General features: G+C 58.9%; 27 protein-coding genes and 1 tRNA gene. 15 read left to right on the top strand and 13 right to left on the bottom strand.

All coding sequences use genetic code 11. The annotated features are described in order from the left end of the window. Position 1: 1 nt before the first annotated feature. The 6 genes from plsX to ACR0DS_RS04910 all read left to right on the top strand — a co-directional run bounded on the left by plsX (position 2) and on the right by ACR0DS_RS04910 (position 4,379). Complete coding sequence (gene plsX, locus ACR0DS_RS04935; protein WP_480556341.1) at positions 2-1,090, top strand: phosphate acyltransferase PlsX; 1,089 nt, start codon at positions 2-4, stop codon at positions 1,088-1,090. A 22-nt stretch (positions 1,091-1,112) separates the two neighbouring features. Then, positions 1,113-2,084, top strand: a complete 972-nt coding sequence (locus ACR0DS_RS04930) for a beta-ketoacyl-ACP synthase III (RefSeq protein WP_480504849.1) — start codon at positions 1,113-1,115, stop codon at positions 2,082-2,084. Between the two features lie 96 nt (positions 2,085-2,180). Continuing rightward, positions 2,181-2,483: an integration host factor subunit alpha gene (gene ihfA, locus ACR0DS_RS04925; RefSeq protein ID WP_209503673.1), complete on the top strand. Its 303-nt coding sequence runs from the start codon at positions 2,181-2,183 to the stop codon at positions 2,481-2,483. 17 nt (positions 2,484-2,500) lie between these two features. Beyond that, complete coding sequence (locus ACR0DS_RS04920; RefSeq protein WP_480558076.1) at positions 2,501-3,100, top strand: MerR family transcriptional regulator; 600 nt, start codon at positions 2,501-2,503, stop codon at positions 3,098-3,100. 61 nt (positions 3,101-3,161) lie between these two features. Then, positions 3,162-3,238, top strand: a tRNA-Pro gene (locus tag ACR0DS_RS04915). Between the two features lie 61 nt (positions 3,239-3,299). Next, the gene (locus ACR0DS_RS04910; RefSeq protein ID WP_480558334.1) at positions 3,300-4,379 is read left to right on the top strand and encodes a 2'-deoxycytidine 5'-triphosphate deaminase; all 1,080 of its coding nucleotides are present in this window, start codon (positions 3,300-3,302) and stop codon (positions 4,377-4,379) included. 93 nt (positions 4,380-4,472) lie between these two features. On the opposite strand, the gene scpB is transcribed toward ACR0DS_RS04910, so the two are convergent. The 6 genes from scpB to ACR0DS_RS04880 form a co-directional block, all read right to left on the bottom strand. Then, positions 4,473-5,120: an SMC-Scp complex subunit ScpB gene (gene scpB, locus ACR0DS_RS04905; protein ID WP_480558078.1), complete on the bottom strand. Its 648-nt coding sequence runs from the start codon at positions 5,118-5,120 to the stop codon at positions 4,473-4,475. Beyond that, on the bottom strand, positions 5,113-5,907 hold the full coding sequence (locus tag ACR0DS_RS04900) for a segregation and condensation protein A (protein WP_480517368.1): 795 nt from the start codon (positions 5,905-5,907) through the stop codon (positions 5,113-5,115). The genes scpB and ACR0DS_RS04900 overlap by 8 nt, the downstream gene beginning before the upstream one ends. Next, entirely contained in the window at positions 5,897-6,904 is a 1,008-nt protein-coding gene (nagZ, locus tag ACR0DS_RS04895) for a beta-N-acetylhexosaminidase (protein ID WP_480558080.1), read from the bottom strand. Before nagZ ends, ACR0DS_RS04900 begins: the two co-directional genes overlap by 11 nt. Further along, the gene (locus tag ACR0DS_RS04890; protein WP_480558082.1) at positions 6,901-7,965 is read right to left on the bottom strand and encodes an SPOR domain-containing protein; all 1,065 of its coding nucleotides are present in this window, start codon (positions 7,963-7,965) and stop codon (positions 6,901-6,903) included. Before ACR0DS_RS04890 ends, nagZ begins: the two co-directional genes overlap by 4 nt. Before the next feature lie 88 nt (positions 7,966-8,053). Next, on the bottom strand, positions 8,054-9,799 hold the full coding sequence (gene argS / locus ACR0DS_RS04885) for an arginine--tRNA ligase (protein ID WP_480558084.1): 1,746 nt from the start codon (positions 9,797-9,799) through the stop codon (positions 8,054-8,056). Between the two features lie 252 nt (positions 9,800-10,051). Continuing rightward, complete coding sequence (locus tag ACR0DS_RS04880) at positions 10,052-11,191, bottom strand: deoxyguanosinetriphosphate triphosphohydrolase (RefSeq protein WP_480545461.1); 1,140 nt, start codon at positions 11,189-11,191, stop codon at positions 10,052-10,054. Positions 11,192-11,267: 76 nt separating this feature from the next. Between ACR0DS_RS04880 and ACR0DS_RS04875 the strand changes: the two genes are divergently transcribed. After that, positions 11,268-11,591 (top strand): HesB/IscA family protein, encoded by a 324-nt coding sequence (locus ACR0DS_RS04875; RefSeq protein WP_480558086.1) that lies wholly within the window; start codon positions 11,268-11,270, stop codon positions 11,589-11,591. 280 nt (positions 11,592-11,871) lie between these two features. Then, positions 11,872-12,651 (top strand): exodeoxyribonuclease III, encoded by a 780-nt coding sequence (xth, locus tag ACR0DS_RS04870; RefSeq protein ID WP_480538056.1) that lies wholly within the window; start codon positions 11,872-11,874, stop codon positions 12,649-12,651. A gap of 4 nt (positions 12,652-12,655) precedes the next feature. On the opposite strand, the gene ACR0DS_RS04865 is transcribed toward xth, so the two are convergent. After that, entirely contained in the window at positions 12,656-13,804 is a 1,149-nt protein-coding gene (locus ACR0DS_RS04865) for an FAD-dependent monooxygenase (RefSeq protein WP_480558088.1), read from the bottom strand. 71 nt (positions 13,805-13,875) lie between these two features. Continuing rightward, positions 13,876-14,298, bottom strand: coding sequence for an RNA polymerase-binding protein DksA (gene dksA, locus ACR0DS_RS04860; RefSeq protein WP_209504868.1), 423 nt, complete (start codon positions 14,296-14,298; stop codon positions 13,876-13,878). Positions 14,299-14,679: 381 nt separating this feature from the next. On the opposite strand from dksA, the gene ACR0DS_RS04855 reads away from it, so the two are divergent. From ACR0DS_RS04855 to ACR0DS_RS04825, 7 genes are all read left to right on the top strand, one after another. After that, positions 14,680-15,525: an AAA family ATPase gene (locus ACR0DS_RS04855; protein WP_480558090.1), complete on the top strand. Its 846-nt coding sequence runs from the start codon at positions 14,680-14,682 to the stop codon at positions 15,523-15,525. 109 nt (positions 15,526-15,634) lie between these two features. Then, positions 15,635-16,084 carry an N-acetyltransferase family protein gene (locus tag ACR0DS_RS04850; protein WP_480480508.1) on the top strand — a complete coding sequence of 150 codons (450 nt, stop codon included), beginning with the start codon at positions 15,635-15,637 and terminating at the stop codon, positions 16,082-16,084. Continuing rightward, a complete protein-coding gene (locus ACR0DS_RS04845; RefSeq protein ID WP_480558092.1) occupies positions 16,081-17,448 on the top strand; it encodes a DUF2927 domain-containing protein in 1,368 nt (455 codons plus the stop codon). The genes ACR0DS_RS04850 and ACR0DS_RS04845 overlap by 4 nt, the downstream gene beginning before the upstream one ends. A 7-nt stretch (positions 17,449-17,455) precedes the next feature. Further along, on the top strand, positions 17,456-17,626 hold the full coding sequence (locus ACR0DS_RS04840) for a hypothetical protein (protein ID WP_209503658.1): 171 nt from the start codon (positions 17,456-17,458) through the stop codon (positions 17,624-17,626). Positions 17,627-17,630: 4 nt separating this feature from the next. Continuing rightward, positions 17,631-18,815 carry a vWA domain-containing protein gene (locus ACR0DS_RS04835; protein ID WP_480558094.1) on the top strand — a complete coding sequence of 395 codons (1,185 nt, stop codon included), beginning with the start codon at positions 17,631-17,633 and terminating at the stop codon, positions 18,813-18,815. A gap of 100 nt (positions 18,816-18,915) precedes the next feature. Then, the gene (locus ACR0DS_RS04830) at positions 18,916-19,512 is read left to right on the top strand and encodes an NAD(P)H-dependent oxidoreductase (RefSeq protein ID WP_480480502.1); all 597 of its coding nucleotides are present in this window, start codon (positions 18,916-18,918) and stop codon (positions 19,510-19,512) included. A gap of 101 nt (positions 19,513-19,613) precedes the next feature. After that, positions 19,614-20,300, top strand: a complete 687-nt coding sequence (locus ACR0DS_RS04825; protein WP_480480500.1) for a M48 family metallopeptidase — start codon at positions 19,614-19,616, stop codon at positions 20,298-20,300. A gap of 71 nt (positions 20,301-20,371) precedes the next feature. Here the strand turns inward: ACR0DS_RS04825 and ACR0DS_RS04820 are convergent, their stop codons facing one another. The 5 genes from ACR0DS_RS04820 to ACR0DS_RS04800 are packed head-to-tail and all read right to left on the bottom strand — an operon-like array spanning position 20,372 to position 25,636. Then, positions 20,372-20,914, bottom strand: a complete 543-nt coding sequence (locus ACR0DS_RS04820; RefSeq protein WP_480538068.1) for an RSP_2648 family PIN domain-containing protein — start codon at positions 20,912-20,914, stop codon at positions 20,372-20,374. Beyond that, on the bottom strand, positions 20,911-22,113 hold the full coding sequence (locus tag ACR0DS_RS04815) for an RSP_2647 family RNA methyltransferase (protein WP_480558096.1): 1,203 nt from the start codon (positions 22,111-22,113) through the stop codon (positions 20,911-20,913). Before ACR0DS_RS04815 ends, ACR0DS_RS04820 begins: the two co-directional genes overlap by 4 nt. A gap of 38 nt (positions 22,114-22,151) precedes the next feature. Continuing rightward, positions 22,152-22,424, bottom strand: a complete 273-nt coding sequence (locus ACR0DS_RS04810) for a hypothetical protein (RefSeq protein WP_480558098.1) — start codon at positions 22,422-22,424, stop codon at positions 22,152-22,154. Further along, entirely contained in the window at positions 22,408-25,203 is a 2,796-nt protein-coding gene (locus ACR0DS_RS04805) for a [protein-PII] uridylyltransferase family protein (protein WP_480558100.1), read from the bottom strand. The genes ACR0DS_RS04810 and ACR0DS_RS04805 overlap by 17 nt, the downstream gene beginning before the upstream one ends. Before the next feature lie 49 nt (positions 25,204-25,252). Beyond that, positions 25,253-25,636: a DUF4440 domain-containing protein gene (locus ACR0DS_RS04800; protein ID WP_480545449.1), complete on the bottom strand. Its 384-nt coding sequence runs from the start codon at positions 25,634-25,636 to the stop codon at positions 25,253-25,255. Positions 25,637-25,677: the final 41 nt, after the last annotated feature.

Below are 25,677 nucleotides of genomic sequence, written 5' to 3'. Positions count from 1 at the left end.
CATGAACGATCAGCCCACGCACGCCGGACGGATCACCATCTCGGTTGACGCAATGGGAGGGGACGCAGGCCCCGCTGTCGTCGTTGCAGGTCTGGCAAAATCGGCTGGCAAGAACCCGAATATCGGGTTCCTGCTGCACGGGCCCGAACAGGTATTGCGCAAGCTGGTTGCCAAACGACGTGTCCTTGAAGGGCGCGTCGTTTTTCGTGATTGCCCCGACGTTGTCACGATGGAGGACAAGCCCAGCCAGGTTGTGCGCAACGGCAAGCAGACCTCGATGTGGTCCGCGCTGGAAGCGGTTCGTCAGGGCGAAGCTCATGGCGCGGTGTCCTGCGGGAACACCGGTGCCCTGATGGCCCTGTCGATGATGCGTCTGCGCAAATTGCCGGGTGTGAACCGCCCCGCAATCGCGATCCTGTGGCCTTCGCGCAACCCGCAAGGGTTCAATGTAATGCTGGATGTGGGCGCCGATGTACGCGCCGACGCCAAGGATTTGCTGCAATTCGCCCTGATGGGCGCGTCTTATGCGCGCAACGGCATGGCCCTGAACCGCCCCCGGATTGGGCTGCTGAACGTTGGCACCGAGGAGCATAAGGGCCGCGCGGAACTGAAAGAAGCGCACGCCTTGATCTCGGATTTCGCGGAACAGGCGAATTTCGAATTTGTTGGCTTTGTCGAAGGCAGTGATATTCCCGGTGACAAGGCAGATGTCATTGTTACTGATGGGTTTACGGGCAATGTTGCGATCAAAACGGGCGAAGGCACCGCCAGCCTGATCGGAGAACTTCTGCGTGAGGCGTTCAAATACTCTCCGTTGTCCCGATTGGCTTCGGTCCTGGCCATCACGTCGCTGCAGCGCCTGAAAAAGCGTATTGATCCGCGGCGCGTGAACGGTGGCGTGTTTCTGGGTCTGAACGGGACAGTTATTAAATCCCATGGCGGGGCAGATGCGACCGGAGTGTCGGCGGCGATCAAACTGGCCTTTACCCTGGCACAGTCCGGCTTTGCCGAAAAATTAGCTGCGCGGGTTGCATCCACGGCCCAGCTTGCACAAGATGCCGCGCAAGCTGCGCCGCAGACCGATAAATAACAAAAAAGGCAGTACCTCAAAAATGGCAGGCCGTTCAGTTGTAGTAGGTGTCGGGCATTATTTGCCGGAACGTATTGTTCCAAATTCCGAGTTCGAGAAAACGCTGGACACGACGGATGAGTGGATCAGAACCCGGTCGGGGATCGAACGCCGTCACTTTGCCGCCGATGACGAAACGACGTCGGACCTGGCCACCAAGGCCGCCGAGGCTGCGCTGGCCGATGCGGGCCTGACAGCGGATGATATCGACGCGATTGTCCTGGCGACCTCGACCGCGGACCTGACCTTTCCTTCTGCCGCGACCATGGTTCAGGCCCGGCTGGGCATGACCAGGGGGTTTGCTTTCGACGTACAGGCTGTCTGCGCGGGATTCGTTTTCGCGCTCAGCAACGCAAATGCGTTGATCCTGTCCGGCCAAGCCAAACGCGTGCTGGTCATTGGTGCCGAAACCTTTTCCCGGATTATGGACTGGACCGACCGCTCGACCTGCGTTTTGTTCGGGGATGGCGCCGGCGCATTGGTACTCGAAGCGCAGGACGGCGAAGGCACCGCTGCGGATCGCGGCATACTTGCAACCGATCTGAACTCGGATGGGCGCTACAAGGACCTGCTTTATGTCGATGGGGGTGTTTCGACCCAATCCACCGGGCATCTGCGTATGCAGGGCAATCAGGTCTTCCGACATGCCGTTGAAAAGCTTACCAAAACCGCTGAGACAGCCCTGGGCCGCGCGGGGCTGAGCAGCGCTGACGTAGACTGGATTGTTCCTCATCAGGCCAATATTCGCATCATTCAGGGCACGGCCAAAAAGATGGGCCTGCCAATGGAAAACGTAGTTGTGACCGTTCAGGATCACGGCAACACCTCGGCTGCATCGATCCCATTGGCATTGTCGGTTGGTAAACAACGCGGGCAGATCAAACCCGGCGACCTGATCGTGACCGAAGCGATTGGCGGCGGTCTGGCTTGGGGCGCGGTGGTTCTGCGCTGGTAACCGGCGCAATCCAGCTTACACAGCTGCTTGCAATTCATTGATATTGACAGCGAATTTGCCATACCCATATGCTTTGACAGCAACAGGGGAAATGACATGGGCGACAATACACTGACTCGAATGGATCTGAGCGAGGCCGTCTTTCGCGAAGTCGGGCTTTCACGCAACGAAAGTGCGCAGCTGGTCGAAAGCGTTCTGAACCACATGTCCGACGCTCTGGTGCGCGGTGAGCAGGTGAAAATTTCGTCCTTCGGTACATTCAGTGTTCGCGACAAGACCGCGCGAGTCGGCCGCAACCCCAAAACCGGCGAAGAAGTTCCGATACAGCCCCGCCGCGTACTGACCTTTCGCCCGTCGCATCTTATGAAAGATCGCGTCGCCGTCGGGAATCGCAAGTAACCCTGGGTCACGCGGATATGAGCAAGTCTCCCGACGCGTTTCGCACGATCAGTGAAGTAGCGGATTGGCTTGGGGTTCAGGCCCATGTTTTGCGATTCTGGGAAAGCAGGTTCGCTCAGGTCAAACCGGTCAAACGCGCGGGCGGGCGCCGGTATTATCGCCCCAATGACATGCGTCTTTTGGGGGGCATAAAGAAACTGCTTCACGAAGACGGGACCACAATCAAGGGCGTACAGCGAATCCTGCGCGAGCAAGGCGTCGCACATGTCGCAGCACTGTCTCCGCCTCTGGACGAACCGGGTCCTGCCCTGATTGAACCCGTTCAAGGTACTGTGGTGCCGTTCGAACCCAAACCCGCTGCCGCCACCGAACAAATCCCTATGGATCTGGACGGACCGTCCGAGCAGCCGGTGAATGAATGCATGCAGGCCAACGCACGTCCCACGGCTGTGTCAGAACAAGAACCAGACCTGAACACAGCGCCCCTGATGGGTGGAATTGCTTCTCTGGCGTGGAAGCGTGCCGAGTTTGACGACGAACTTCTGCGCCGGATTGCACCAATTGCAAAAGACCTGCGCCGCTGGCTGGATCGGGTCGAAACACAGGCGACGGGTTAGGAAAAAAGGCAGTGTTTTCCTCTTGCCCCTGCCGGGAAAATCTTTATGAACGGCCCAACGTCGGGCTATGGCGCAGCCTGGTAGCGCGTCCGTCTGGGGGACGGAAGGTCGCAGGTTCGAGTCCTGCTAGCCCGACCAAATCACACCGACGTTTATGGCACAAAGGCCAGATCCCGCTCTGGCACATGAGGGGATCGAGATGACAGGTGTTTGCGCGAACCAGCAAATCGAAGCAATGATCGCGCGCGGAGAGATTGCCGCCAACCCCGATGTCCTGCCAGCGCAAATTCAACCGGCCAGCCTTGATTTGCGTTTGGGAACAGTGGCCTACCGCGTTCGTGCCTCGTTCCTCGCGGGCGAAGGACGGACCGTTACGGATCGGTTGGCCGAGTTCGAGATGCACCGCATCGACATCTCGGGCGGCGCTGTTCTGGAAAAGGGCTGCGTTTATCTGGTGCCTCTGATGGAATCGCTTGCCCTGCCCCGCGATATAACCGCCGTCGCCAATGCCAAAAGCTCGACCGGGCGGCTTGACCTTCTGACCCGTACCATCACCGATGGTGGCACCGAGTTCGATCGCGTGCCCGCAGGCTACAAAGGCCCGCTTTATGCCGAGATCTGTCCACGTTCGTTTTCGGTTCTGGTCCGGCCCGGTATGCGTCTGAACCAGATCCGTTTCCGTCAAGGTCAGGCCGTCTTGTCTGACGCGGAACTGACCGCCCTGCACGCCGAATCGCCGTTGGTAGACGGCCCTGCTGTAATTCAGGACGGTCTTGGCTTTTCGGTCGATCTGCAACTGCCCGACACCGATCTGGTCGGCTATCGCGCCAAGCCCCATACCGGGGTAATTGATCTGGACCGAATTGGCGAATACGACCCCCAGGACTATTGGGAGGAAGTACGCACCAAGGACGGTCGCATCATACTTGACCCCGGTGCATTCTATATCCTTGTCAGCCGAGAGGCGGTCCATATCCCGCCGATGTTTGCCGCCGAAATGGCACCTTATCTGGCGATGGTTGGTGAATTCCGGGTGCATTATGCCGGATTCTTCGATCCCGGCTTTGGCCATGCAGCCGCCGGGGGGGCCGGGTCGCGTGGCGTGCTTGAGGTGCGATGCCACGAAGCGCCTTTCGTCCTGGAGCACGGACAGGTGGTCGGGCGTCTTGTCTATGAAAAAATGGCCGAGATGCCCACGCAGCTATATGGTGCCGGGATTGCATCGAACTATCAGGGGCAAGGCCTGAAACTGTCCAAGCACTTCAAAGCGGTTGGCTAATCCTCAGAATTTCTTGCAACGGTGCTTGTGCTAGATAACCCGCGTTGCCTGTCGTAGGTTCTGCGTCTGACCTGTAGTGACCTGTCCGGATTTTTACTCCTCAAACAGTTCCGACTGGTCTTCGTCCACTTCGTCTTCGCGCGCCTCGCCCAACGGGATCGCCCCCGGCGGAGGTCGATTTTCCAACAAACCCGCAGCCCTTAGTTCCTTGAGACCCGGCAGGTCGCGGGCGTTCTCCAGACCAAAATGATCCAGAAACTCGGACGTTACCACAAATGTCACCGGACGACCCGGTGTCATACGGCGACGGCCCAACCTGATCCACTCCATCTCAAGCAACTGGTCAATCGTCCCGCGAGAAACTGACACACCGCGAATTTCCTCAATCTCGGCGCGGGTGCAGGGCTGGTGATACGCGACGATGGCCAATGTCTCGATCGCGGCTCGGCTGAGTTTACGAGTTTCAACCGTTTCCTTTTGCATCAGAAAGCCCAGATCAGGGGCCGTACGGATCGCCCATGCCTCTCCAACGCGCACCACACGCACGCCGCGCCCTTCGTAACGTCTCTGAAGCAACTCAACGGCTTGTGCGGCGTCGCTTCCATGCGGCATCCGCGCCTCAAGGTCGGCAATCGTCACCGGATCGGCGCTGGCAAACAAAACGGCCTCGACCATACGCTCCTGTTCCGCCAATGGTGGCGCCTCGAACAGGGTGCCGGTTTCTTCTGGGGCGTCAGTCACGTGTCTGGGTCCTCTTGCGCAAATGGATCGGTGCGAATGTCTCGCTCTGCTTGATCTCCATATGTCCTTCTTTCACCAGTTCCAGCGAGGCCGCAAAGGTCGCAGCCGTCGCCGACCTGCGGCGCACCGGGTCAGTATCCCAACCATCGGGCAGATAGGTTTCCATATCGGTCCACGTCCCCGCAAAACCGATCAGCGGGCGCATCCGCTCCAGTGCCTGCTCCATCGTGAACACCGAGTCGCGGTCCATCACAAAGGGGCGGAACTCGTCACGGGTGCGAATACGGGCATATCCCTGCATCAGATCCAGCAGCGTGGCGGAATATGTTACGGTGCGGATGCGGGTTACGTCCTCGCCCTGCCCGCGCTTGAAAAAATCACGACCCAGTTGGTCGCGGGCCATCAGCCGCGCAGCGACGTCGCGCATTGCCTGCAGGCGTTCAAGTTGAAACGCCAGATGTGCGGCCAGTTCTTCACCCGATGGCCCATCGTCATCCGGATCTGGCGGTAGCAACAGACGGGACTTGAGAAAGGCGAGCCACGCCGCCATGACCAGATAATCGGCGGCCAGTTCAATGCGCAGCGCACGCGCCTTTTCAACAAAGGCCAGATATTGCTGCGCCAGCGCAAGAACCGAGATCTTGCGCAGATCCACTTTTTGCGTGCGTGACAGGGTCAGCAGAACGTCCAACGGGCCTTCGAACCCGTCGACATCAACAATCAGCGCTTCGGCCGCAAGACGATCCGCGACCGAGACAGGGTCTTCGCTAAAAAGATTATCGTTCATATACCTGCCCGCCCATTAGGGCAGATAGTTCCGCTTCGGCGGCTTGGATGTCAAGTTCCCGCGGGCGTTTGCGCATCGCCAGCGCCCGTTCTGCGCGGGCTTGTGCCACATCCGACATTTCTCCGGCAGTTTCCATTACAGCGGCACGTTCAGAAAAACTGCCATTGCAATGCAGGACTACATCGCAGCCCGCCTTCAAAGATTGGCGGGAGAGGTCCGTCAACGCCCCGCTGAGCGCTTTCATCGAGATATCGTCGGTCATGATCAGCCCGCCAAAGCCGATATTGTCTCGGATCAGACCCATCATGGCCGCGGAAATGGTGGCCGGCCGGGGATCTATCTGATCAAAGACCAGATGCGCGGTCATCCCCATCGGCAGGTCGTTCAAGGCACGGAACGGCGCGAAATCGCTGTATTCCAACTCTTCCAGCGGCAAATCAACGTGCGGCAGGTCATGGTGACTGTCCAGAGTGGCACGGCCATGGCCGGGAATGTGCTTGAGTACCGGAAGAACGCCCCCGTCCAATAGGCCCTGCGCCACAGCCCTGCCGATCCTGGAAATCTGCTCAGGATCAAAGGCATAACAGCGGTTTTTCAGAAACGCGTGTGTCTCGGGCCGCACCACATCGACCATAGGGGCACAATTGCTGTCGATGCCCAGACCAAACAGCTCATCCGCAATCAGGCGGTACCTGAGGTACATGGCGCGTTCCGCTTGATCACCCGCCCTGATCACATGATCCAGCGGCGGCAGCCATTCGCGAGCCAAGGGTGCGCGCAAACGCTGTACGCGCCCACCTTCCTGATCAATGGTAATGGGACAGTTGCGCCCAACGGCCTCGCGGAAATCATCACACAAGGCCCGCACCTGATCGGCGCTTTCAATATTGCGGGAGAACAGGATGAACCCAAACGGGTTCATCTGGTGAAACAGGTCTCTTTCCTCCTGCGTCAGGCGCAGTCCTTCAGCATCTGTGATCGCTGCTCCGAACTTCACCTCACGGCCACCGGGATACAATCAGCGCCTTGCGCGACCAGAGCAGCGCAGAACTGGCGCGAGTCGCTCAGGTCTTCGAACCCCAGAACACGCAAGCGGTAAAAGGTCCGTCCACCACTTGAGGTTTTCTGGATAACTCGTTGTTTTCCCGACAAATAATCACCAAACAGACCATTCAATCGGTCCCACTCGACCTGTGCCACTTGCGTGCTGTCATAAGCTCCAAGCTGCGCCAGCCGGGTTCCCTTTGCCAACGTATCCGGATCAACATCCACCCCGACCGCGGCTTTCACCGCTGCATTGATGGCGTCTTCGGAATTCTCGCTGGGCGCGACCTGACTGCGGGTGGACCGTGCCGGACGCGTCACAGGGCGCAACGATCGGCGCACACCCGGCAACTCTGCGAAGCTCGGGTCCGGCAAGGCCGCAGCAAAATCTGCCGGGTCAATGGCGGGTTCTTCATCAGGGGTGGTCAGCGATGCCAGTTGCACACCGTCTTCGAACTCTTGCTGCGTTTCTGCTGCCGCACCCGCCAATTCCGCAACCAGCGCATCTACTGCGTTCTGGCGCAAGCGCGCGGCCTCCTGCGTGGTGATCGGTTCTTCGACCACATGCAGCGCAGGGGTCGGCTTCAGTTCTCCGGCGGGCAGATCTTCGTCCGTCAAGGACACCGGGCGCGGCGCAAGGATCAACCGGTCGGCTGGCGCCGCAGCACTGCCTTCGGCGGCGACGGCATTCACGGCAAAGCCCTGATGATCGGCCGGAGTTCCACCCGGATTTTCCGGCTGTACACGCATCGGCCCTTCGGCGGCGCGAACAACCGGCACGCCACTGACATCGCGCATGATCAATTGATAGCCCCAGACCCCGACACCGGCGACCAGCGCCAAGGATGCAACAGCCCCCAGGAAATTGACCGCCCTGCCCAGACCAAACGAGCCACGCGGCGCGTCATCTCCCTGCATGTCTTCGGGAAAATCATACACATCATCAGAATGCGCTTGATTCGGGTAATGAATCTGCCCGGGGCTTTGGTGCCCCGAGTAATCGTAACTCGCCATGTCCGCCTCACTGCCCGTTTCGCGCCTGAAAATAAGGCCCGCGGGTCATTTCTTGCCTACCTCGTACCGGCGGTTCGGGCGATATTCGTTACCGCATCTCCTGCGCCGGAGTAACGCCAAGAATACCCAAGCCCGCTGAAATCACAACAGAAACGGCCCGGGCCAAAGCGATTTTTGACTGGCTTGTGGCAACATCGCCATCCTGGATGAAACGCAATTGCGTCTCGTCATTGCCCTTGTTCCACAACGCGTGAAAGTCGCCTGCAAGTTCATAGAGATAAAAGGCGACCCTGTGCGGTTCATTGGTTCGGGCCGCAATCTCCACCAGCCGTGGCCATTCTGCCAGCTTCTTCGCAACAACCAGTTCCGAGACATGATCGTTCCTGCTCAGGTCAGCACCCGCAAGGATCGCATCATCAGCCGCAATTCCAGCCTCGGCCGCACGACGCAGCACGCTCATGACACGGGCATGTGCATACTGAACGTAGAACACGGGGTTCTCGCGGCTTTGTTCCAGCACCTTGTCAAAATCGAAATCCAACGGCGCGTCGTTCTTGCGGGTCAGCATAACAAACCGCGTCACATCCGGGCCCACCTGATCGACCACATCGCGCAGCGTGACAAAGTTCCCTGCCCGCTTGGACATCTTGAACGGCTCACCATTCTTCCACAGCTTCACCAGCTGTGTCAGCTTGATATCAAGCGGCACCTTACCGTCGGACAGTGCCGAAACAGCCGCCTTCATCCGTTTGACATAGCCGCCATGGTCGGCGCCAAACACGTCGATCAGTGCGTCAAAACCACGGGTCACCTTGTCATAGTGATAAGCAATATCCGGGGCAAAATAAGTCCAGCTGCCATCCGATTTCTTGACAGGGCGGTCGACGTCGTCGCCATGTTCGGTCGATTTGAACAGCGTCTGTTCGCGTGGCTCCCAATCCTCGGGCTTTTTGCCCTTCGGCGGCTCGAGCACGCCTTCATAGATCAGGCCCTTGTCAGTCAGCGATTGCAATGCGGCCTCAATCCGACCAGTGCCATAGAGAGATTTTTCCGAGAAGAACACATCCATCTCGACGCCCAGCGCTTTCAGGTCAGCGCGGATCAGATCCATCATCGCGTCGGTCGAGAACTCACGCACCTCTTCCAGCCAGTCACTTTCCGGCTTGTCGATCAGGCTGTCGCCGTATTTCTCTTTCAACGCCTCACCGATCGGGATCAGGTAGTCGCCAGGATAAAGACCTTCGGCAATCTCGGGGCTCAGACCATTGGCCTCGCGATAGCGTTCGTAAGCCGAGCGCGCCAGCACATCCACCTGCGCACCGCCGTCGTTGATGTAATACTCACGGGTCACGTCATGGCCCGAATAGGCCAGCAGGCTTGCCAGAGCGTCACCGAATACCGCACCCCGTGTATGACCCACGTGCAGCGGACCGGTTGGGTTGGCCGAAACATATTCAACGTTGACCTTTTGCCCATGGCCCATAGTCGAGCGGCCATAATCGGTGCCCTTCTCCAGCACAGCCGCCAGCACGCCTTGCCAGACCGACGGTGCCAGCCGCAAATTGAGAAAGCCCGGACCTGCCACATCGGCGCTGGTGATGCGGTCATCTGCCACCAGCTTCCCTGCCAATGCCTCGGCAATGTCACGCGGTTTCATCCTGGCCGGTTTTGCCAGCACCATCGCCGCATTGGTCGCCATGTCGCCATGCGCCGCATCACGCGGCGGTTCGACCGCCACGTTGTCAAAACTCAGCCCCTCGGGCAACGCGCCTTCGGACTGCATCTGTGCCAGCGCGTCCAGTACAAGGCCGCGGATCTCGGAAAACAGGTTCATTTCGGATGTCCTTTTGCTTGCCCGGCGGTTTACCATGCATCACGGCAAGGTCAATGGACGCCTATTGTTTGGACATGGTTTGCGCCCAATGTCTGCCAATGGCGCCCAGATATCCTCTGTCTGAGATTTCAAGTACCCTGCGCACTGTCCGTCGTACGGCTTCTGATCATCGCTTCCCGCCTGCGCAAGGTACCAATCAACCCGCAATAAAGGTCGCAAACATGGACCATTACCCGTTTCATTGCGGCGCAATCAGCCCGTCAGCCGGGCGTGATCCTGCAAAGCGAAGCGGTCGGTCATTCCTGCAATATAGTCCGATACGATCCGGGCCAGAGCAGTCTCGTCCGCCGCAGCTTCAATATCCTCGTGCCAGCGTGCCGGCATCTGTTTCGGATCGTTCAGGTAGATCGGGAACAGGTCTTCGACAACCGTTGCAACCTCGGCCCGCACCTTCATGACGCTGGGTGCGCGATACATCCGGGTGAACAGGAACGCCCTGATTTGTTTCAGATCCGCCCAAGTCCCGGTCGAGAATTGGATGACAGGATGCCCAAGATGGCGAATCTCTTCGACCGACTGCGCGCCCGAGGCCGCGATCAAGTCGCGCGACGTTGTGATGACGTCTGCCACCATGACCCCAAAAACCCGCCGCAGTGCTTCATGACGCCGCCGATACGGATCAAGACCGGGGTATTTCGCATCCACATCCGCATAACACGCCCCCACGATCGGAAGGTGGCGCAGATCATCATCTTCAAACAACCCCGCACGCAACCCATCCAGAAGGTCGTGATTGTTGTAAGCAATGTCATCAGACAAGGCCGCCACCTGCGCCTCGGCACTTGCATGGGTATGAAGTTCAAGGTCAAAGCCCTGGTTGCATTCCGCCAGGGCCCAGGGCAATTCGCCAACAACCGGGCCGTTATGCTTGGCGATACCCTCCAGGCACTCCCAGGTCAGATTGCATCCGTCAAACCCGGCATAATGCCGCTCCAACTTGGTTACGATCCGAATGGCCTGAGCGTTGTGATCAAACCCCCCGTAAGGCGCCATCAGCGCGTGGAGGGCGTCCTCACCCGTATGACCAAAGGGGGTATGACCCAGGTCGTGCGCCAGGGCTACAGCTTCGGTGAGTTCAGGATTCAGGCCCAACGCCCCTGAAATGGTTCGCGCGACCTGAGCGACTTCGATGGAATGGGTCAGCCGTGTTCGATAGCTGTCACCTTCGTGCTCGACAAAGACTTGCGTCTTGTGCTTGAGCCGTCGAAACGCACTGGCATGAATGATCCGGTCGCGATCGCGCTGAAAGCTTGACCGGAAGCTGCTTTCTTCCTCTGGAACCAGCCGCCCCCTTGCGCGGTCTGGGTCCGAAGCAAAACCTGCTCTGTCCAAAGGCCTTGTCCTTGTCGCCTGTCTTTTGGTTTCATATATTGTAGGACGCTTGGGAAATAAACCTTTGGAGACCGGCATGAATCTGCCCCCATCAGTCACCGAACGCGCCTACGACCGCCTTGCCGAAATCGGTGCCGCGGAACAGGGGCAAGCCCTGCGTGTCGCAGTGGAGGGCGGTGGATGTTCCGGTTTTCAATATGAAATTGCTCTGGATACGCCAAACTCCGACGACCTCATTCTTGAAGGCAAAGGGCAGAAAGTCATCGTCGACCCGATCTCTCTGCCCTTTCTTGAAAACGCGGTGATAGATTTCACTCAGGAGCTTATTGGTGCGCGGTTTGTGATCGACAACCCCAACGCCACCTCTTCCTGTGGCTGCGGCACGTCGTTTTCGATGTAACCGGTGGGGGCTTTGCCCCCACACCCCCAGGATATTTTCAGCCAGATGAAGCAGGAATCCACTCTCTGACCATAACGACCAGAGAGCTTCACCTGGCGAGGTCATCGGCGTCCCCGCCTGTACCGCCCTTTCAAGTATCGAGAAAATGGTTAAGGATCCGTTTCTTCATCTGGCTAAAAATATCCCGGAGCGCGAGGCAGAGCCTCGCTAATCCGATCTCCGACTTGCCGCTGGGCCCGTTCTGAGCGATAGGTTGCCACAAGGTTTCGGAGGATCGCGCATGAAAATCGCCACGTACAACATCAATGGCATCAAGGCGCGAACCGAGGCGCTGCCCCGCTGGCTGGACGATGCCCAACCCGACGTTGTTCTTCTTCAGGAAATCAAATCCGTCGACGAAAACTTCCCCCGCGAGATGTTTGAAGATCGCGGGTACAACGTGGAAACACACGGTCAAAAAAGCTTCAATGGTGTTGCGATCCTGTCGAGGCTTCCGCTGGAGGATGTATCACGCGGCCTTCCCGGTGATGACAATGATGAACAGGCGCGGTGGATCGAGGCGACCGTCGTGGGCAAAAAGGCCTTGCGCCTCTGTGGGCTGTATCTGCCCAACGGGAATCCGGCACCCGGACCGAAATACGATTACAAGCTGGCCTGGATGGAACGGCTTTATGAACGCGCAAAGGGTTTGATGGAATCAGAAGAGCTGGCGCTAATGGCGGGCGATTATAACATCATCCCACAGGCCGAGGATGCCAAACGCCCCGATGCCTGGCGGGAAGACGCGTTGTTCCGCCCGGAAAGCCGGGCCGCCTTTCGAAAAATCCTGAACCTTGGCTTTACCGAGGCCTTCCGCGCGACAACGCAGGGTCCCGACCACTATTCCTTCTGGGATTATCAGGCTGGCGCGTGGAACCGGAATGACGGAATTCGGATTGATCATTTCCTGTTGACGCCACAAGCGGCCGACCTCATGCAGGATTGCCAGATTGATGCGGCTGTTCGGGGGCACGAAAAGCCATCCGATCACGTTCCCGTCTGGATTGACCTGGATCTTTGAGGCCCTAGGCAACCGTGACGTCGTGACTGTAGATCCATTCATAGCGTTGGGACAACCGGGCACCAACGACTCTCAGCACACATTGCGCAGCCAATCGGGCTGGGCCGCGCAGATGAAAGTTCCGCGCATTTGATCCGGCCGCCGCGACAACGCGCTGCGCCCTTGGTTTGCGGGTCGTTTCATAGGTTGCCAACGCGCTGGTGATACCCGATCGTTCGTCAAACGCGCGCGTCAGCACCCAGGCGTCCTCGAGGGCCAGACATGCACCCTGTGCCATAAACGGCAATGTTGGATGGGCCGCGTCCCCTAGCAGAACCAACCGACCATTCTGCCAGTTTTGGGCGACAGGCCGAAGAAACAATGCCCACAGATGCACATCCGTGACTTTCGACAGAATGTCGCGCGCGGGGCCACCGAAATCGGCAAATCGCTTACGCAACTCGTCAGGATCGCCCGTCTGACGCCATCCTTCTTCCCGCCAGTCCGAACGCTCCTCGACCGCGACAATGTTCATCAGGCTTTCGTCACGCAACGGATAGGTTACCACATGCCGCCCAGGCCCCATGGTCAGGGACGCCGAAACCGGGTCGCGACCGGGCTGCCAGGGGATGGTGGCGCGCCACGCTACCTGATGCGTGAACTCCGGCGCCTCTGCCCCGTTCAGAGCCGGGCGGAGCACGCTGCGGCCGCCATCGGCCGCAATGGCGCATTCTGCGCGAATTCGCTCGCCTGACGCCAAGACCACCTCTGCCTCGTTGGGGTGCTTTTGCACATGCGAAACATTGGCACCCAACCGGAGATCCACGCCTGCGTCACAGGCCGCATCATGAAGAAGGTTCAGAAGGTCGGCACGGTGGTAGTAGTAGGTCGGACCAGCTGCGGGGCCTGGCAGCCGACTGACCACGCGCCCATTTCGGTAATCGCGCAAGACAGTTCCATGGGATTTCTGCCCGACAGAAAGACCTGTGACGCCAAGTGCATGAAGAACGCGCATCCCGTTCTCGCTGATCTGCAAACCAGCACCGACTTCGGTCAGAGCCGGGGCTTGCTCCAGAAGCGTGACATGCGCGCCACGGTGTTGCAGCGCCAGTGCCGAGGCCAGGCCGCCGATTCCACCGCCGATTACACAGAATTTCAATCCGTCTATCTTCATGACACCCGCATAACGCAAAAACGCCGGAGCCACAGGCCCCGGCGTTTGGATTTCTCACACATACCCGGCGATTAATCGTCGCGGTGGACCTTTTCGCGACGCTCGTGGCGCTCTTGCGCTTCAAGTGTCATGGTTGCAATCGGTCGTGCGTCCAGACGTTTCAGCGAGATCGGATCGCCCGTCATTTCGCAATACCCGTATTCGCCATCATCAATCCGGCGCAGGGCTGAGTCGATCTTGGCGACCAGCTTTCGCTGACGATCACGGGTCCGAAGTTCCAGCGCACGGTCTGTTTCTTCGCTGGCGCGGTCCGCGACGTCCGGAATGTTACGGGTGTTGTCTTGCAGCCCTTCGATGGTGTCGCGGCTACCAGCCAGTAACTCTGTCTTCCAATCCAGCAGCTTGCGGCGAAAATACTCAAGCTGACGATCATTCATGAAAGGCTCATCTTCGGCCGGACGGTAATCTTCCGGCAGAAAAACTTCCTGCTTCATATTTGCTCCCTCGGTATGGCCAGTGACGTCGTTCGAGGCTGTTTCAGCTGACATTTGGCTCTCCCTTCTGCGCAGCGTTTAGCCGACGGGCGGTGGAATGTCACTACACAAACGTTGCGCAACAGTGCACCCCTGCGGATTTGTCTAACTATGAGACAAACATCAACAAAACCTTGTATTTCTACGAAATTTGACAGGCTTTTTTGGGGCGAGAGGCACGGCGCCCGGGATTGGTCTATATCGGAATCAAGCAAAAGGGCTTGGAGTTGCAGCACAATTCCCGCCGGGCGACGCAAGGACGCGGGTTGTAAAAAACCTTGCCGCTCTGTAACCCGGAAACCACAACCTGCCCGTCCAACACAATATACGTACGAGAGGCCCATGACCGCACGTTTCCAAGGTACAGCCGAATATGTCGCCACCGACGATCTGACCATTGCCGTGAACGCCGCTGTCACGCTGGAACGCCCCCTGCTGGTGAAGGGCGAGCCCGGTACCGGCAAGACCGAGTTGGCCAGGCAGGTGGCCGGTGCGCTGGGGCTGAGAATGATCGAGTGGAATGTGAAATCCACCACCCGCGCGCAGCAGGGTCTTTATGAGTATGATGCCGTCAGCCGCCTGCGTGACAGCCAATTGGGCGAAGAGCGTGTCCATGATGTGTCGAACTATATCCGCAAGGGCAAGTTGTGGCAGGCCTTCGACGCCAACGAAAAGGTTGTTCTGCTGATCGACGAAATCGACAAAGCGGATATCGAGTTCCCCAATGACCTGTTGCAGGAACTCGATAAGATGGAGTTCCATGTCTATGAAACGGGCGAGACGGTCAGGGCCAAGCACCGCCCTATCGTCATCATAACCTCGAACAACGAAAAAGAGCTGCCCGACGCCTTCCTGCGCCGCTGTTTCTTCCACTATATCCGCTTTCCGGATGAGGCGACGATGCGCCGGATCGTTGATGTGCATCACCCCGGCATCAAGGACGCACTTCTGACTGCCGCACTGACGCAATTCTATGAAATCCGCGAGACGCAAGGGCTCAAGAAAAAGCCCTCGACCTCAGAGGTGCTGGACTGGCTGAAGCTGTTGCTGGCCGAAGACCTGACGGCGGAAGACCTCAGGCGTGACGGGGCCAGCGCGCTGCCGAAGCTGCATGGCGCTTTGCTGAAAAATGAACAGGATGTGCATTTGTTCGAACGTCTTGCATTCATGGCACGTGGCAAACGCTAGCCTGCGTGTGAACAATCTGTGATCACGGCTTGCCATTGGGTATCTCGGGTGTCAGCATCGAGATACCTGACGCAACCGCGTTTCGAAGCAGCAATATTGGGGTCATCACTTGGCGAACGCTCTGACAATCCGGACCCTGCGGGCCGAGGACAAAGATCAGTGGGCCGAAATGTGGCGGGATTATCTGGCGTTTTATGAAACCACCCTGCCTGAAAACGTGTATGAAACAACCTTTTCCAGATTGGTCGGCGACGACCCGCAGGATTTTTCCTGTTTTGTCGCGGAACAGGATGGTGTTTTGGTCGGACTGACGCATTACCTGTTTCATCGCCACGCCTGGAAAGTGGAAAAGGTCTGTTATCTGCAAGACCTGTTCGCCCGACCTGAAACCCGAGGAACGGGCGTCGGTCGCGCCTTGATTCAGGCGGTTTATGAAGAGGCGGATCGCCAGGGCGCCCCATCCGTTTACTGGCTGACGCAAGAATTCAACACCACGGCACGCCACCTTTATGATCGCATCGGCACCCTGACACCGTTCATCAAGTACGCCCGCCCATGATGCGTTTGGGCGCCCTTTTTCTGGCGCTGGTTGTCGCTGGCTGCACATCTGTCGAGACAATCGAACTCGGGAACGATGTCCCATATGTCGAAGTGGCGTTGCCGCCGGCCAAGTCTTTTGCGGCACCGCGTCCCTCTCCACCGGCACGGTCCAATACGAACATCGCGTCGGATTTCCTGTCCCTGCATTTCGAACTCGAAAGCGGGGCCGCCCTGCCCGTTTTCACCCGGTTCGAAACGCCGATCACCGTTCGCCTGACCGGATCGCCGACACAAAGTATGCAGCAGGATTTGACCCGGCTGCTGAACCGCCTGAAGCGCGAGGCGGGTATCAACATCCGACAAATCAACGACGGGCAGACCAATATCACGATCGAAGCGGTCAGCCAGAAGGACATTCTGCAAATGCTGCCAAACGCGGCCTGTTTCGTGGTGCCAAACGCGTCCAGCCTGGCTGAGTATCAGCGCGACCGCCGCAAACCCAAAAGCAGTTGGGTTGAGCTGCGCCAGCGCGAAAGATTGGGGATTTTTATCCCCTACGACGTCAGCCCGCAGGAAATGCGCGATTGTCTGCACGAAGAACTGGCACAGGCCCTCGGTCCTCTGAACGACCTCTATCATCTGCCGGATTCGGTGTTCAACGACGACAATATTCATACGGTCTTGACCGGGTTCGACATGCTGATCCTGCGCGCGGCTTATGCGCCCGAACTGCACACCGGCATGACCCGCGATCAGGTCGCTGCCGTTATCCCCGGAATTCTCAGCCGTCTGAATCCACGCGGCGACCGACTAGCTGCGCAACCCCCCACAAATACCCCCCGAGAGTGGATCAACGCGATCCAGAAATCACTGGGACCGGGGCCGGGTTCCCCCCGACAGATGCGCGCCGCGCAAAAGGCAGCCCGCATCGGGCAGCAACAGGGATGGACGGATCACCGCCGCGCCTATCCCCACTACCTGATGGGCCGGATGGAGCAGTTTCGTGATCCGGCAGAAGCCCAGCGGCAGTTCAAGATCGCGCAACAATTTCTTCGCGCGACGCCCGGAACCGAGGTTCATCAGGCTTATGTCTCAACCCAAACCGCAGCCTTTGCGCTTGCGCAGGATCGCGGGCCCGAGGTTCTGCCCGAACTGGATCAGGCCATCGACGTGATGACCCGCGCGGAAAACGCTTCGCTGCTGGCAACGTTGCTGCTGTTGAAATCCGAGGCCTTGAAACAGGCCGGTCAATTGCAGCAGGCACGTGCCGTCAGGCTGGACAGCCTTGGATGGGCGCGATACGGGTTCGGTTCGGATTTGGTGGCTCAATCTCTGGCTCAAAACAGTAGCCGACGCCCCGCTGACAGCACGAAAGACGGATGAAACGCATATGTTGCTAGTACTGGGAATGGCGATACTGGGTGCAATCCTGGGTGCTTTGACCGCAAAAAAACGCAATGGAAACGGCGCCGACATGGCGCAGTATGCCGCCGGATATGGGATCGCTTTTGCGCTTGTGGGGCTGGTGATCTCGCTGGTTCTGCTTCGCATGGTGGCGTGACGCGATGTTCCTGCCCTTTTTCGAAAACCTCCGCAAAGCTGGCATCCCGGTATCGCTCCGGGAGTATCTGACTTTTCTGGAAGGCATGAAAAAGGGTCTGGTCACCTATGATGTCGAAGCGTTCTACTACCTTGCCCGCGTGTCGATGGTGAAGGACGAGCGCAATATCGACAAGTTCGACCGCGCCTTTGCCGCCAGCTTTGAGGGCTTGGTCGAGATCAGTTTCGATCAGGTGTTGGAAGCTGTCGATATCCCCGCCGATTGGCTCGCCAAGATGGCCGAGAAACACCTGTCGGATGAGGAGAAGGCCGAGATCGAAGCGCTCGGCGGTTTCGACAAGCTGATGGAAACACTGCGCGAACGACTCAAGGAACAACAAGGCCGCCACCAGGGCGGTAACAAATGGATTGGCACCGCAGGAACCTCTCCGTTCGGGGCTTATGGGTACAATCCTGAAGGCGTCCGTATTGGTCAGAAAGAAAGCCGCCACCAGCGTGCGGTCAAGGTCTGGGACAAGCGGGAATTCAGGAACCTTGATGACACGGTTGAACTGGGCACCCGCAACATCAAGGTCGCCCTGAAACGCCTGCGCCGCTGGGCGCGGGAGGGAGCAGCCGAAGAGCTGGATCTGGACGGCACCATCCGTGCCACGGCCGAGCATGGCTATCTGGATGTCAAAACCCGGCCCGAGCGCCACAACGCGGTGAAGGTACTGTTGTTTCTGGACGTCGGCGGCTCGATGGACCCGCATATCAAGGTGGTTGAAGAGTTGTTTTCCGCTGCAAGAACCGAGTTCAAGCATCTGGAATATTACTACTTTCACAATTGCCTGTATGAAGGGGTCTGGCGCGACAACCGCCGCCGCTGGAACCAACAGACCCCGACCCACGAAGTGCTGCGCACCTATGGGTCCGACTACAAGTGCATCTTTGTCGGCGACGCCTCGATGAGCCCCTATGAGATCGCCTATCCCGGCGGTGCCAATGAACATTGGAATCAGGAAGCCGGTCAGGTCTGGCTGCAACGCGCGCGCGAACAGTGGGCGTCAAACCTGTGGATCAACCCGGTGCCCGAGAAATACTGGGAATATACCCATTCCATCAGCATGATCCGCGACATCTTTGAAGATCGCATGGTGCCCATGACACTGGCTGGTCTTGAAAAGGGAATGCGCGAGCTGACGCGGTGAAACACACCTTCAGGTATTCCTGCTGATTTAACCTTGACCTCAAGCAGGGTTGAGCTTTCACAGTATCCCGGTTGCCGTTTAAAAACCTGAGGAGCTGACTGTGCATCTGCTGACAATCCTGGATCACCCAAAGCCGAACTCCTTTACGGCCGCCGCTGTCGCGAAACTCTGCGAAGGCGCAAAGGCGGCTGGCCATACCACCGAGGTTGCGGATTTGCATGCAGAAGGGTTCGATCCACGCTGGTCAATGGCGGATATAGAAGGCGAAGCAGGCACGGGCGCACCGCAAGACATACTTGCGGAACAAACACGGATTGCGCGCGCCGATGCAATCTGCCTGGCCTTTCCGTTGTTCTGGTGGGGAATGCCTTCGATGATGAAAGGCTGGGTCGACCGCGTGTGGATGTGGGACTGGGCCTACGATCAGTTGGACGACCCGGAAAAGTCCCTCCAGAGGTCGCGAACAGGATTACTGTTGGTGCCAGCCGGTGCGCGTTCTGACGAAATGGAAGCCAAAGGATACACCGACGCGCTTGAGACACTCTGGACCAAAGGCACGTTCGGGTATTTCGGGTTTTCACCCCGGAAACTCGAGCTGTTGCATGGCGCGACCGGATCAGCCCCGCGGCGACAGGCGCTTTTGGAACGTTGCTATGAAATTGGACGTACGCTTCCGCAACCTGAAAGCGATCCATGAACACGGTCGCGCTCTGCAGCCTCACTTTGAAATGCGGCTGGATTGTGAGAAGCTTCTATTTTCCATTTGCTCTTGGGGTGTTGAAAACCCATATCTAGCCCATGCTGCGTCTGACCCCTATCCTGCTGGCCATTGCCTATGGAATTGTGATGTACCGGATTTCCGTCTGGCGCACCCATCGGGAACTGGACGCAAAGTCGACCGAACTTGTTGACCCGGCCCTCAAGCGCATGACCGACCGGCTGGCTGCCGCGCTCGAGATCGAGCGGGTTCCGGTTTATATCTATGAGATCGACCCGGTGAACGGGCTGGCCGCACCGGACGGGCGGATATTCATCACGCGGGGATTTTACCGCAAGTTCCGCAACGGCGAGGTTTCGGCTGAGGAAATGGCCAGTGTAATCGCGCATGAGTTGGGCCATGTGGCACTAGGTCACGCGCGGCGGCGGATGATCGATTTTTCGGGGCAGAATGCGATGCGGACGGCGCTGATCATGGTCCTGAACCGGTTCATCCCTTTTGTCGGAGCGATGATTGCCAACGCGTTGACCGCACTGATCGCCTCGCGCCTGTCGCGGGGGGATGAATATGAAGCGGATGAATATGCGGCCGCCTTGCTGACAAAAGCCGGTATCGGAATCGGTCCGCAGAAATCACTGTTTCATAAGCTGGAAGAGTTGACACAGCAACGCGCCGGGGTGGTCCCGGCATGGCTGATGAGCCATCCCAAGACAGATGAACGTGTTGCGGCGCTGGAAAAGCTTGAACAGCGTTGGGCACAGCAGTGAAGCCTGTGCTGCGAGAGGCCAGCCTCTCGCGCTCTCCGGGATATTTTTGGCCAGATGAAGCTGGATCTCGCTCAGGTGGCGAGTGCCTTGCCCAATCGCGGAAGCCGGGCTTTTTTCATGAGCGCGCGAAGGGTCCATTTTTCGGCTGAGAGGCGATTGGCCTCTGTCAGGACCTGAGTGGCAAGTGTGCTCATGCCTTCTGGATTGGATTGCCAAAAGCCGTACAGCAGGCTGTCGGGATCTTGCCGGTCAAGCCCTTCATCAGTCAGGATATTTCTGGGAAAATCCTTGGCATTAACCGTGACAATCAGATCAGCGGAAGCAGCTATTGCTGTGGCCAGCACGTGGACATCTGCGGCGTCCGGCAGCCACAGGCGGTTTTGAAGACCCTCGTTCGCTGGACGTTCGGCATCCGGCCAGGCCGCTTGCACCAACGCGATCTCGGCGCGCGCCTGCGCCTCACCTGTCGGGCCCAGCTTGCGGGCGGCGCGGGCCCATTCTTCAAGGATGCGGGCGGACCAGAGCGGGGTGAAATGCCCCAATCGCGCGGCACCCAACAGCATCTCGCGCATGACCGTGGGATAGAGGACGCAAGTGTCGAGAACAGCCTTCATAGGCGATAGAACACCGCTTTGAGGTAGCCGCTTTCCGCCAGTTGCGGCAGTTGCGGGTGATCCGGCCCGGCAAATCCGGTGTGGATCAGTTGCGCCTGTCGGCCCGCCCGGCCGATCCCGCGGGAGGAGGCGTCGCGGAACCGCCCCAGATCGGCGGCATGAGAACACGAACACAGCCCCAGATAGCCGCCGGGTTTGACCAGAGGTGCGGCAAGCCGTGCGATACGCTCATAAGCGCGCAATCCCGCATCCAGCGCTTGTTTTGAGGGGGCAAAGGCAGGTGGATCACAGATGACCACGTCAAACGCCGCACCCTCGTCCCCCAATTGGGTCAACACATCGAACGCGTCGCCCTGCCGGGTCTGGAACCTGTCGGCAAGGCCCGAAGCCGCAGCGCCTTTGGTGGCCAGTTCCAGCGCGGCCGCAGACCCATCGACGGACAGGGCTTGTCCGGCACCTGCGGCCAGCATTGCCAGACCAAAGCCGCCGACATGGCTGAACACGTCCAACACCTGCGCTCCGGGATGTACCAGCCGTGCGGCAAAGGCATGGTTGGGGCGTTGATCGTAAAACAAGCCGGTTTTCTGACCTCCGGTCAGGTCGGCCATATACGTGGCACCATTCATCGGCACAGGCAGGGGTGCGTCGGGTGCGGTGCCGTGCAAAGTCTGGTTCTCATCGTCCAGCCCTTCCAGCCCGCGCGTACGGCCCGAGGCATTTTTCAGCACCGTCGTCACGCCTGCGACCTTGATCAGCGCGTCGGTGAGCGTATCCAGATGCATCTCGGCCCAGGCCGCGTTGGGCTGGATGACACAGCTATCGCCAAACCTGTCGATGATCACACCGGGAAAGCCATCGGCCTCGGCGTGGACCAGACGATAGAAAGGCGCATCAAACAGAGTTTCACGCAGTGCAACGGCGCGGCTGAGGCGGGTTTCGAACCAAATATTGTCCAACTGCGCGTTGGTGTCGCGATCCAGCACCCTGCATATGATTTTTGAGTCAGGGTTGACCGCCACCAGCGCAAGCGCCGCGCGGTTGTCATCCTCGAGAATCGCCAGAGCGCCTGCGGGGATCTTGCGCGTGCGGCGGTCGGTGACAATGTCATTTGCATAGACCCAGGGGAAGCCATGGCGCAGCCCGCGCGCGTTGGCTTTGGGTTTCAGGCGGATACGGGGGCGGTCGGCAGATTGGGTCATGGCGCCCTCTTAGTCGCGAATGTGCCGATGGAAAAGCCCTAGCGGTTCCGAGAGCGCCAGCCACCACGTCGTTTCGGGGTTTGGGCCGCCTGAAGGCCCTCGGACAGAACCTGAGTCATGGGATGGTCCGGGCTGTGCAGCGCGTATGCCGCATGCAACTCGGTCAGCGCCGAGTTCTGGTCACGCTCTTCGGGCAGGCTGAGCGCCCAATCCAGAAATATGCTGCGGCATTCCGGCAAGGTGATGCCTTCGATGCGATAGGCTTCCTGGATCAGACCTTTGTGGTCATTGGGATCAGTGCTGCGTGCCATCTTCGCCCTCTTGGATCACGCTGCCGATCAGGTCGGCCGCGGTTGTGTAACTCTTCTGCAATGCCCGTTGCAGTGCATCGACCTGTTCAAATCCGGTGGCGCGGCACAGGAAATCCACACCTCCTTCACCAATCTGTTCCGCCTCGATGACCTTGCCCGAAAGAAGCCGGGCCGCACATTGCACCGACCAGCATAGGCTGTAGCAGTCTTTCAGGGATTGCGCCTGCGCGACATCCAGCAACCCGGCAGCGACGGCTCCATCGAGGCCCGAGGACACATCGCGTGCCGTAGTCCCTGCCAGCAAGGCACCGGTTTCGGCCATCAGTTCGATATCCATCAGGCGGCCGGGCCCGTTTTTGGCATCCCAGGTCCCGGCGGGTGCCTTGGCTGCGGCCAGACGCGTTCGCATCTCGGCGACTTCGCGCAAGACATTGTCCCGCTCGCGTGGGCGCGACAGAAACCCGGCGCGGAACGCTTCGATATCATTTGCCAAACCGGCATCACCCGCAACGACATGAGCACGGGTCAGGGCCAGATGTTCCCACACCCAGGCCTCATTCTGCTGATAATTGGTAAAGCTGGCCCAACTGGTGGCGACTGGTCCCTGATTGCCGGACGGGCGCAGTCGCATGTCGACCTCATACAGCCGCCCCTGTGACATCGGAGCCGAAAGTGCCGTGATCAGCGCCTGCGTGAACCGCGCATAATAGGTGCGCGTGGCCAAAGGACGCGGACCATCGGACATGTCCTGATCCTGCGGATCATAGATCACAATCATGTCCAGATCGGATTGCGAATTGATCCGTCCTGCGCCCAGCGACCCCATGCCCAACACCGCCGCTCCGCGCCCCGGGGCGGGCCCGTGTTTGCGGGCGAAATTCTCGGCAACATATGGCAGGATGGCGGCAATCACCGATTGTGCAAGTTCTGCATATTGCCGGCCTGCCTGTGCCCCGTCGATCAGACCCCGCAAGTGGTGGACACCGACCCGGAAATGCCATTCCTTGCACCAGCGCCGTGCAAGGTCGAGCCGGGTTTCATAGTCAGGCTCTTCCGCAAGCGCACGGTCCAGTTCGATTTGCAATGCCTTCTGCCCCGGCCAATCGGCAAAGAAACTGCCGCCGATCACCGCGTCGAAAACCGAGGCATTGCGCGACAGATGCGAAGCCAGAGCATGAGATGTGCCAACGATATCGACCAGCAGGTCGATCAGTTGCGGATTGGCCTCGAACAAGGAAAACAGCTGAACCCCGGCGGGAAGGCCAGACAGAAACCCATCCAGCGCCATCAACGCCTCATCCGGTTTGGCGGTCTTGGCAAGACGCGACAGCAACTCGGGCCGCAACCTTTCGAATATCCGCGACCCGCGCTGGGACCTTAAGGCCGGATAGGTCGTCCACCGGGCCAGAACACTCTGGTCAAACTCCACATCCTGTGCCGCCACAGGTGCAGGACCGGGTCCAGGCGCAAAAAATCCTTCAGTCAGTTCGTGCACTTCGGTCAGGCGGTTTTTCAGGTCCTGTTTCAGTTCATCGCTGCCGATCCCTATCAAACAGGCGATGCGTTCAATGCCTTCCGGTGATTTCGGCACCTTATGCGTCTGTGCATCATGAACCATCTGAATGCGGTGTTCGATTTCGCGATGTGCCCGGTAATGATCGGTCAGTTTGTCCGCGACATCCTGCGGCACCCAGCCTTTTGACGCCAACGCCGCCAACCCCGGAACCGTTCCGCGCACCCGTAAATCCGGATCGCGACCACCTGCGATCAGCTGACGGGTCTGGGTGAAGAACTCGATCTCGCGAATACCGCCCTGCCCCAGCTTCACGTCGTGGCCGGGGATCGACAAGGCACCGCCCGTACCTTTGTTTTCGCGAATCCGAAGACGCATATCGTGCGCGTCCTGAATGGCGGCAAAATCCAGATGGCGACGCCAGACAAAGGGGCGCAATGTGTCCAGAAACCGCTGCCCCGCGGCCAAGTCTCCGGCGCAGGGGCGGGCCTTGATATATGCCGCGCGCTCCCACGTGCGGCCGAGGCTTTCGTAGTACCGTTCAGCGGCCTCCATCGCCATGCAGACCGGTGTTACGGCAGGATCTGGCCTCAGCCTCAGATCGGTACGGAAAACATAGCCATCGGCAGTCTTGTCGCTGAGCGTCGCGCAGAAGTTCCGCGTTGCCCGCACCATGCCCTGCCGGGCCTCGTAGAAGTCATCGGGGTCAAACCGCGTCTCATCAAACAGCACAATCAGATCGATATCCGAGCTGTAGTTCAGCTCATGCGCGCCCATCTTGCCCATGGCCAGAATGACCATCCCGGCGGCAGTTTCGATATCGTCCTCGGTCATACCCGGCAGTTTGTTGCGCCGGATCAACGTCGCAATCTCGGCCTTGGCCGCAGTATCCGCGGCCAGTGCCCCGAAATCGGTCAGTGCCGCGGTGACTTTTTCAAGCGGCCAGGCACCTGCAATGTCGGCAAGCGCGGTCAACAGCGCCACCCGCCGCTTGACCTGCCGCAAGCCGGATTTCAGCTGATCCGTCGGCAGCTTACGCGCATCCGCCATGACTTCAGACAGTGCCTGATCCGGGCGCAATAAGGCATCAGGCAGCCATTCCCTTTCACGCTCGATCAAGCCTTTCAGATATGGGCTGGACCCGGCGGTTCCCGCCACCAGCTCTCCCATCTCCTGCGACAGATCAGGTATCAGAGCGCGGGTTTCATCGCCCAGAGACGGATCAAACGCACGCGGAAGGCGGGTAATGGCAAGAGCGTCAGTCATGCGCGCACCCTGCGCATTGCGGCGCGTAATCGTCAATGGGGCATTCTGATCAGGTTACCTGAACCGGCGTATCCTGACTGAAGCTGTTGATCCAAACGTCGTTTCTTCTTTCCCACAAAGATGAAATCAGCATTGCCTCGCGCCGATCTGCGCCCGGGCGCAGGTAGTCGGCACGGTAGGACAACAAGACGATATCCGGGGTCAGAATGCGTAACCGGGCATCACTCAGATCAAACTCGGCCATCGTTGGCGCATCTGCAAATTGCCCGACGTGATCGTCCCGATTGGCAAAACCCGTGGGATAAACGCCTAGAAAATCCGCGCTCAGCAAGGCGCGGTCGGCGCTTGCATCGCCTTCAACCAGCGCCACCCAGACCTGCGTTTCCAGTTCAAGAATGTCCTTTAGTGCAGGGGCAGCTTTGTTGTCCGTCATATCCATACCCAGAACCTGCGAGCCAGATCCTGAAACGTCAA

The organism is Ruegeria sp. AF5 (assembly GCF_056541905.1).
This window is presented reverse-complemented; position numbering and strand designations above follow the sequence as displayed.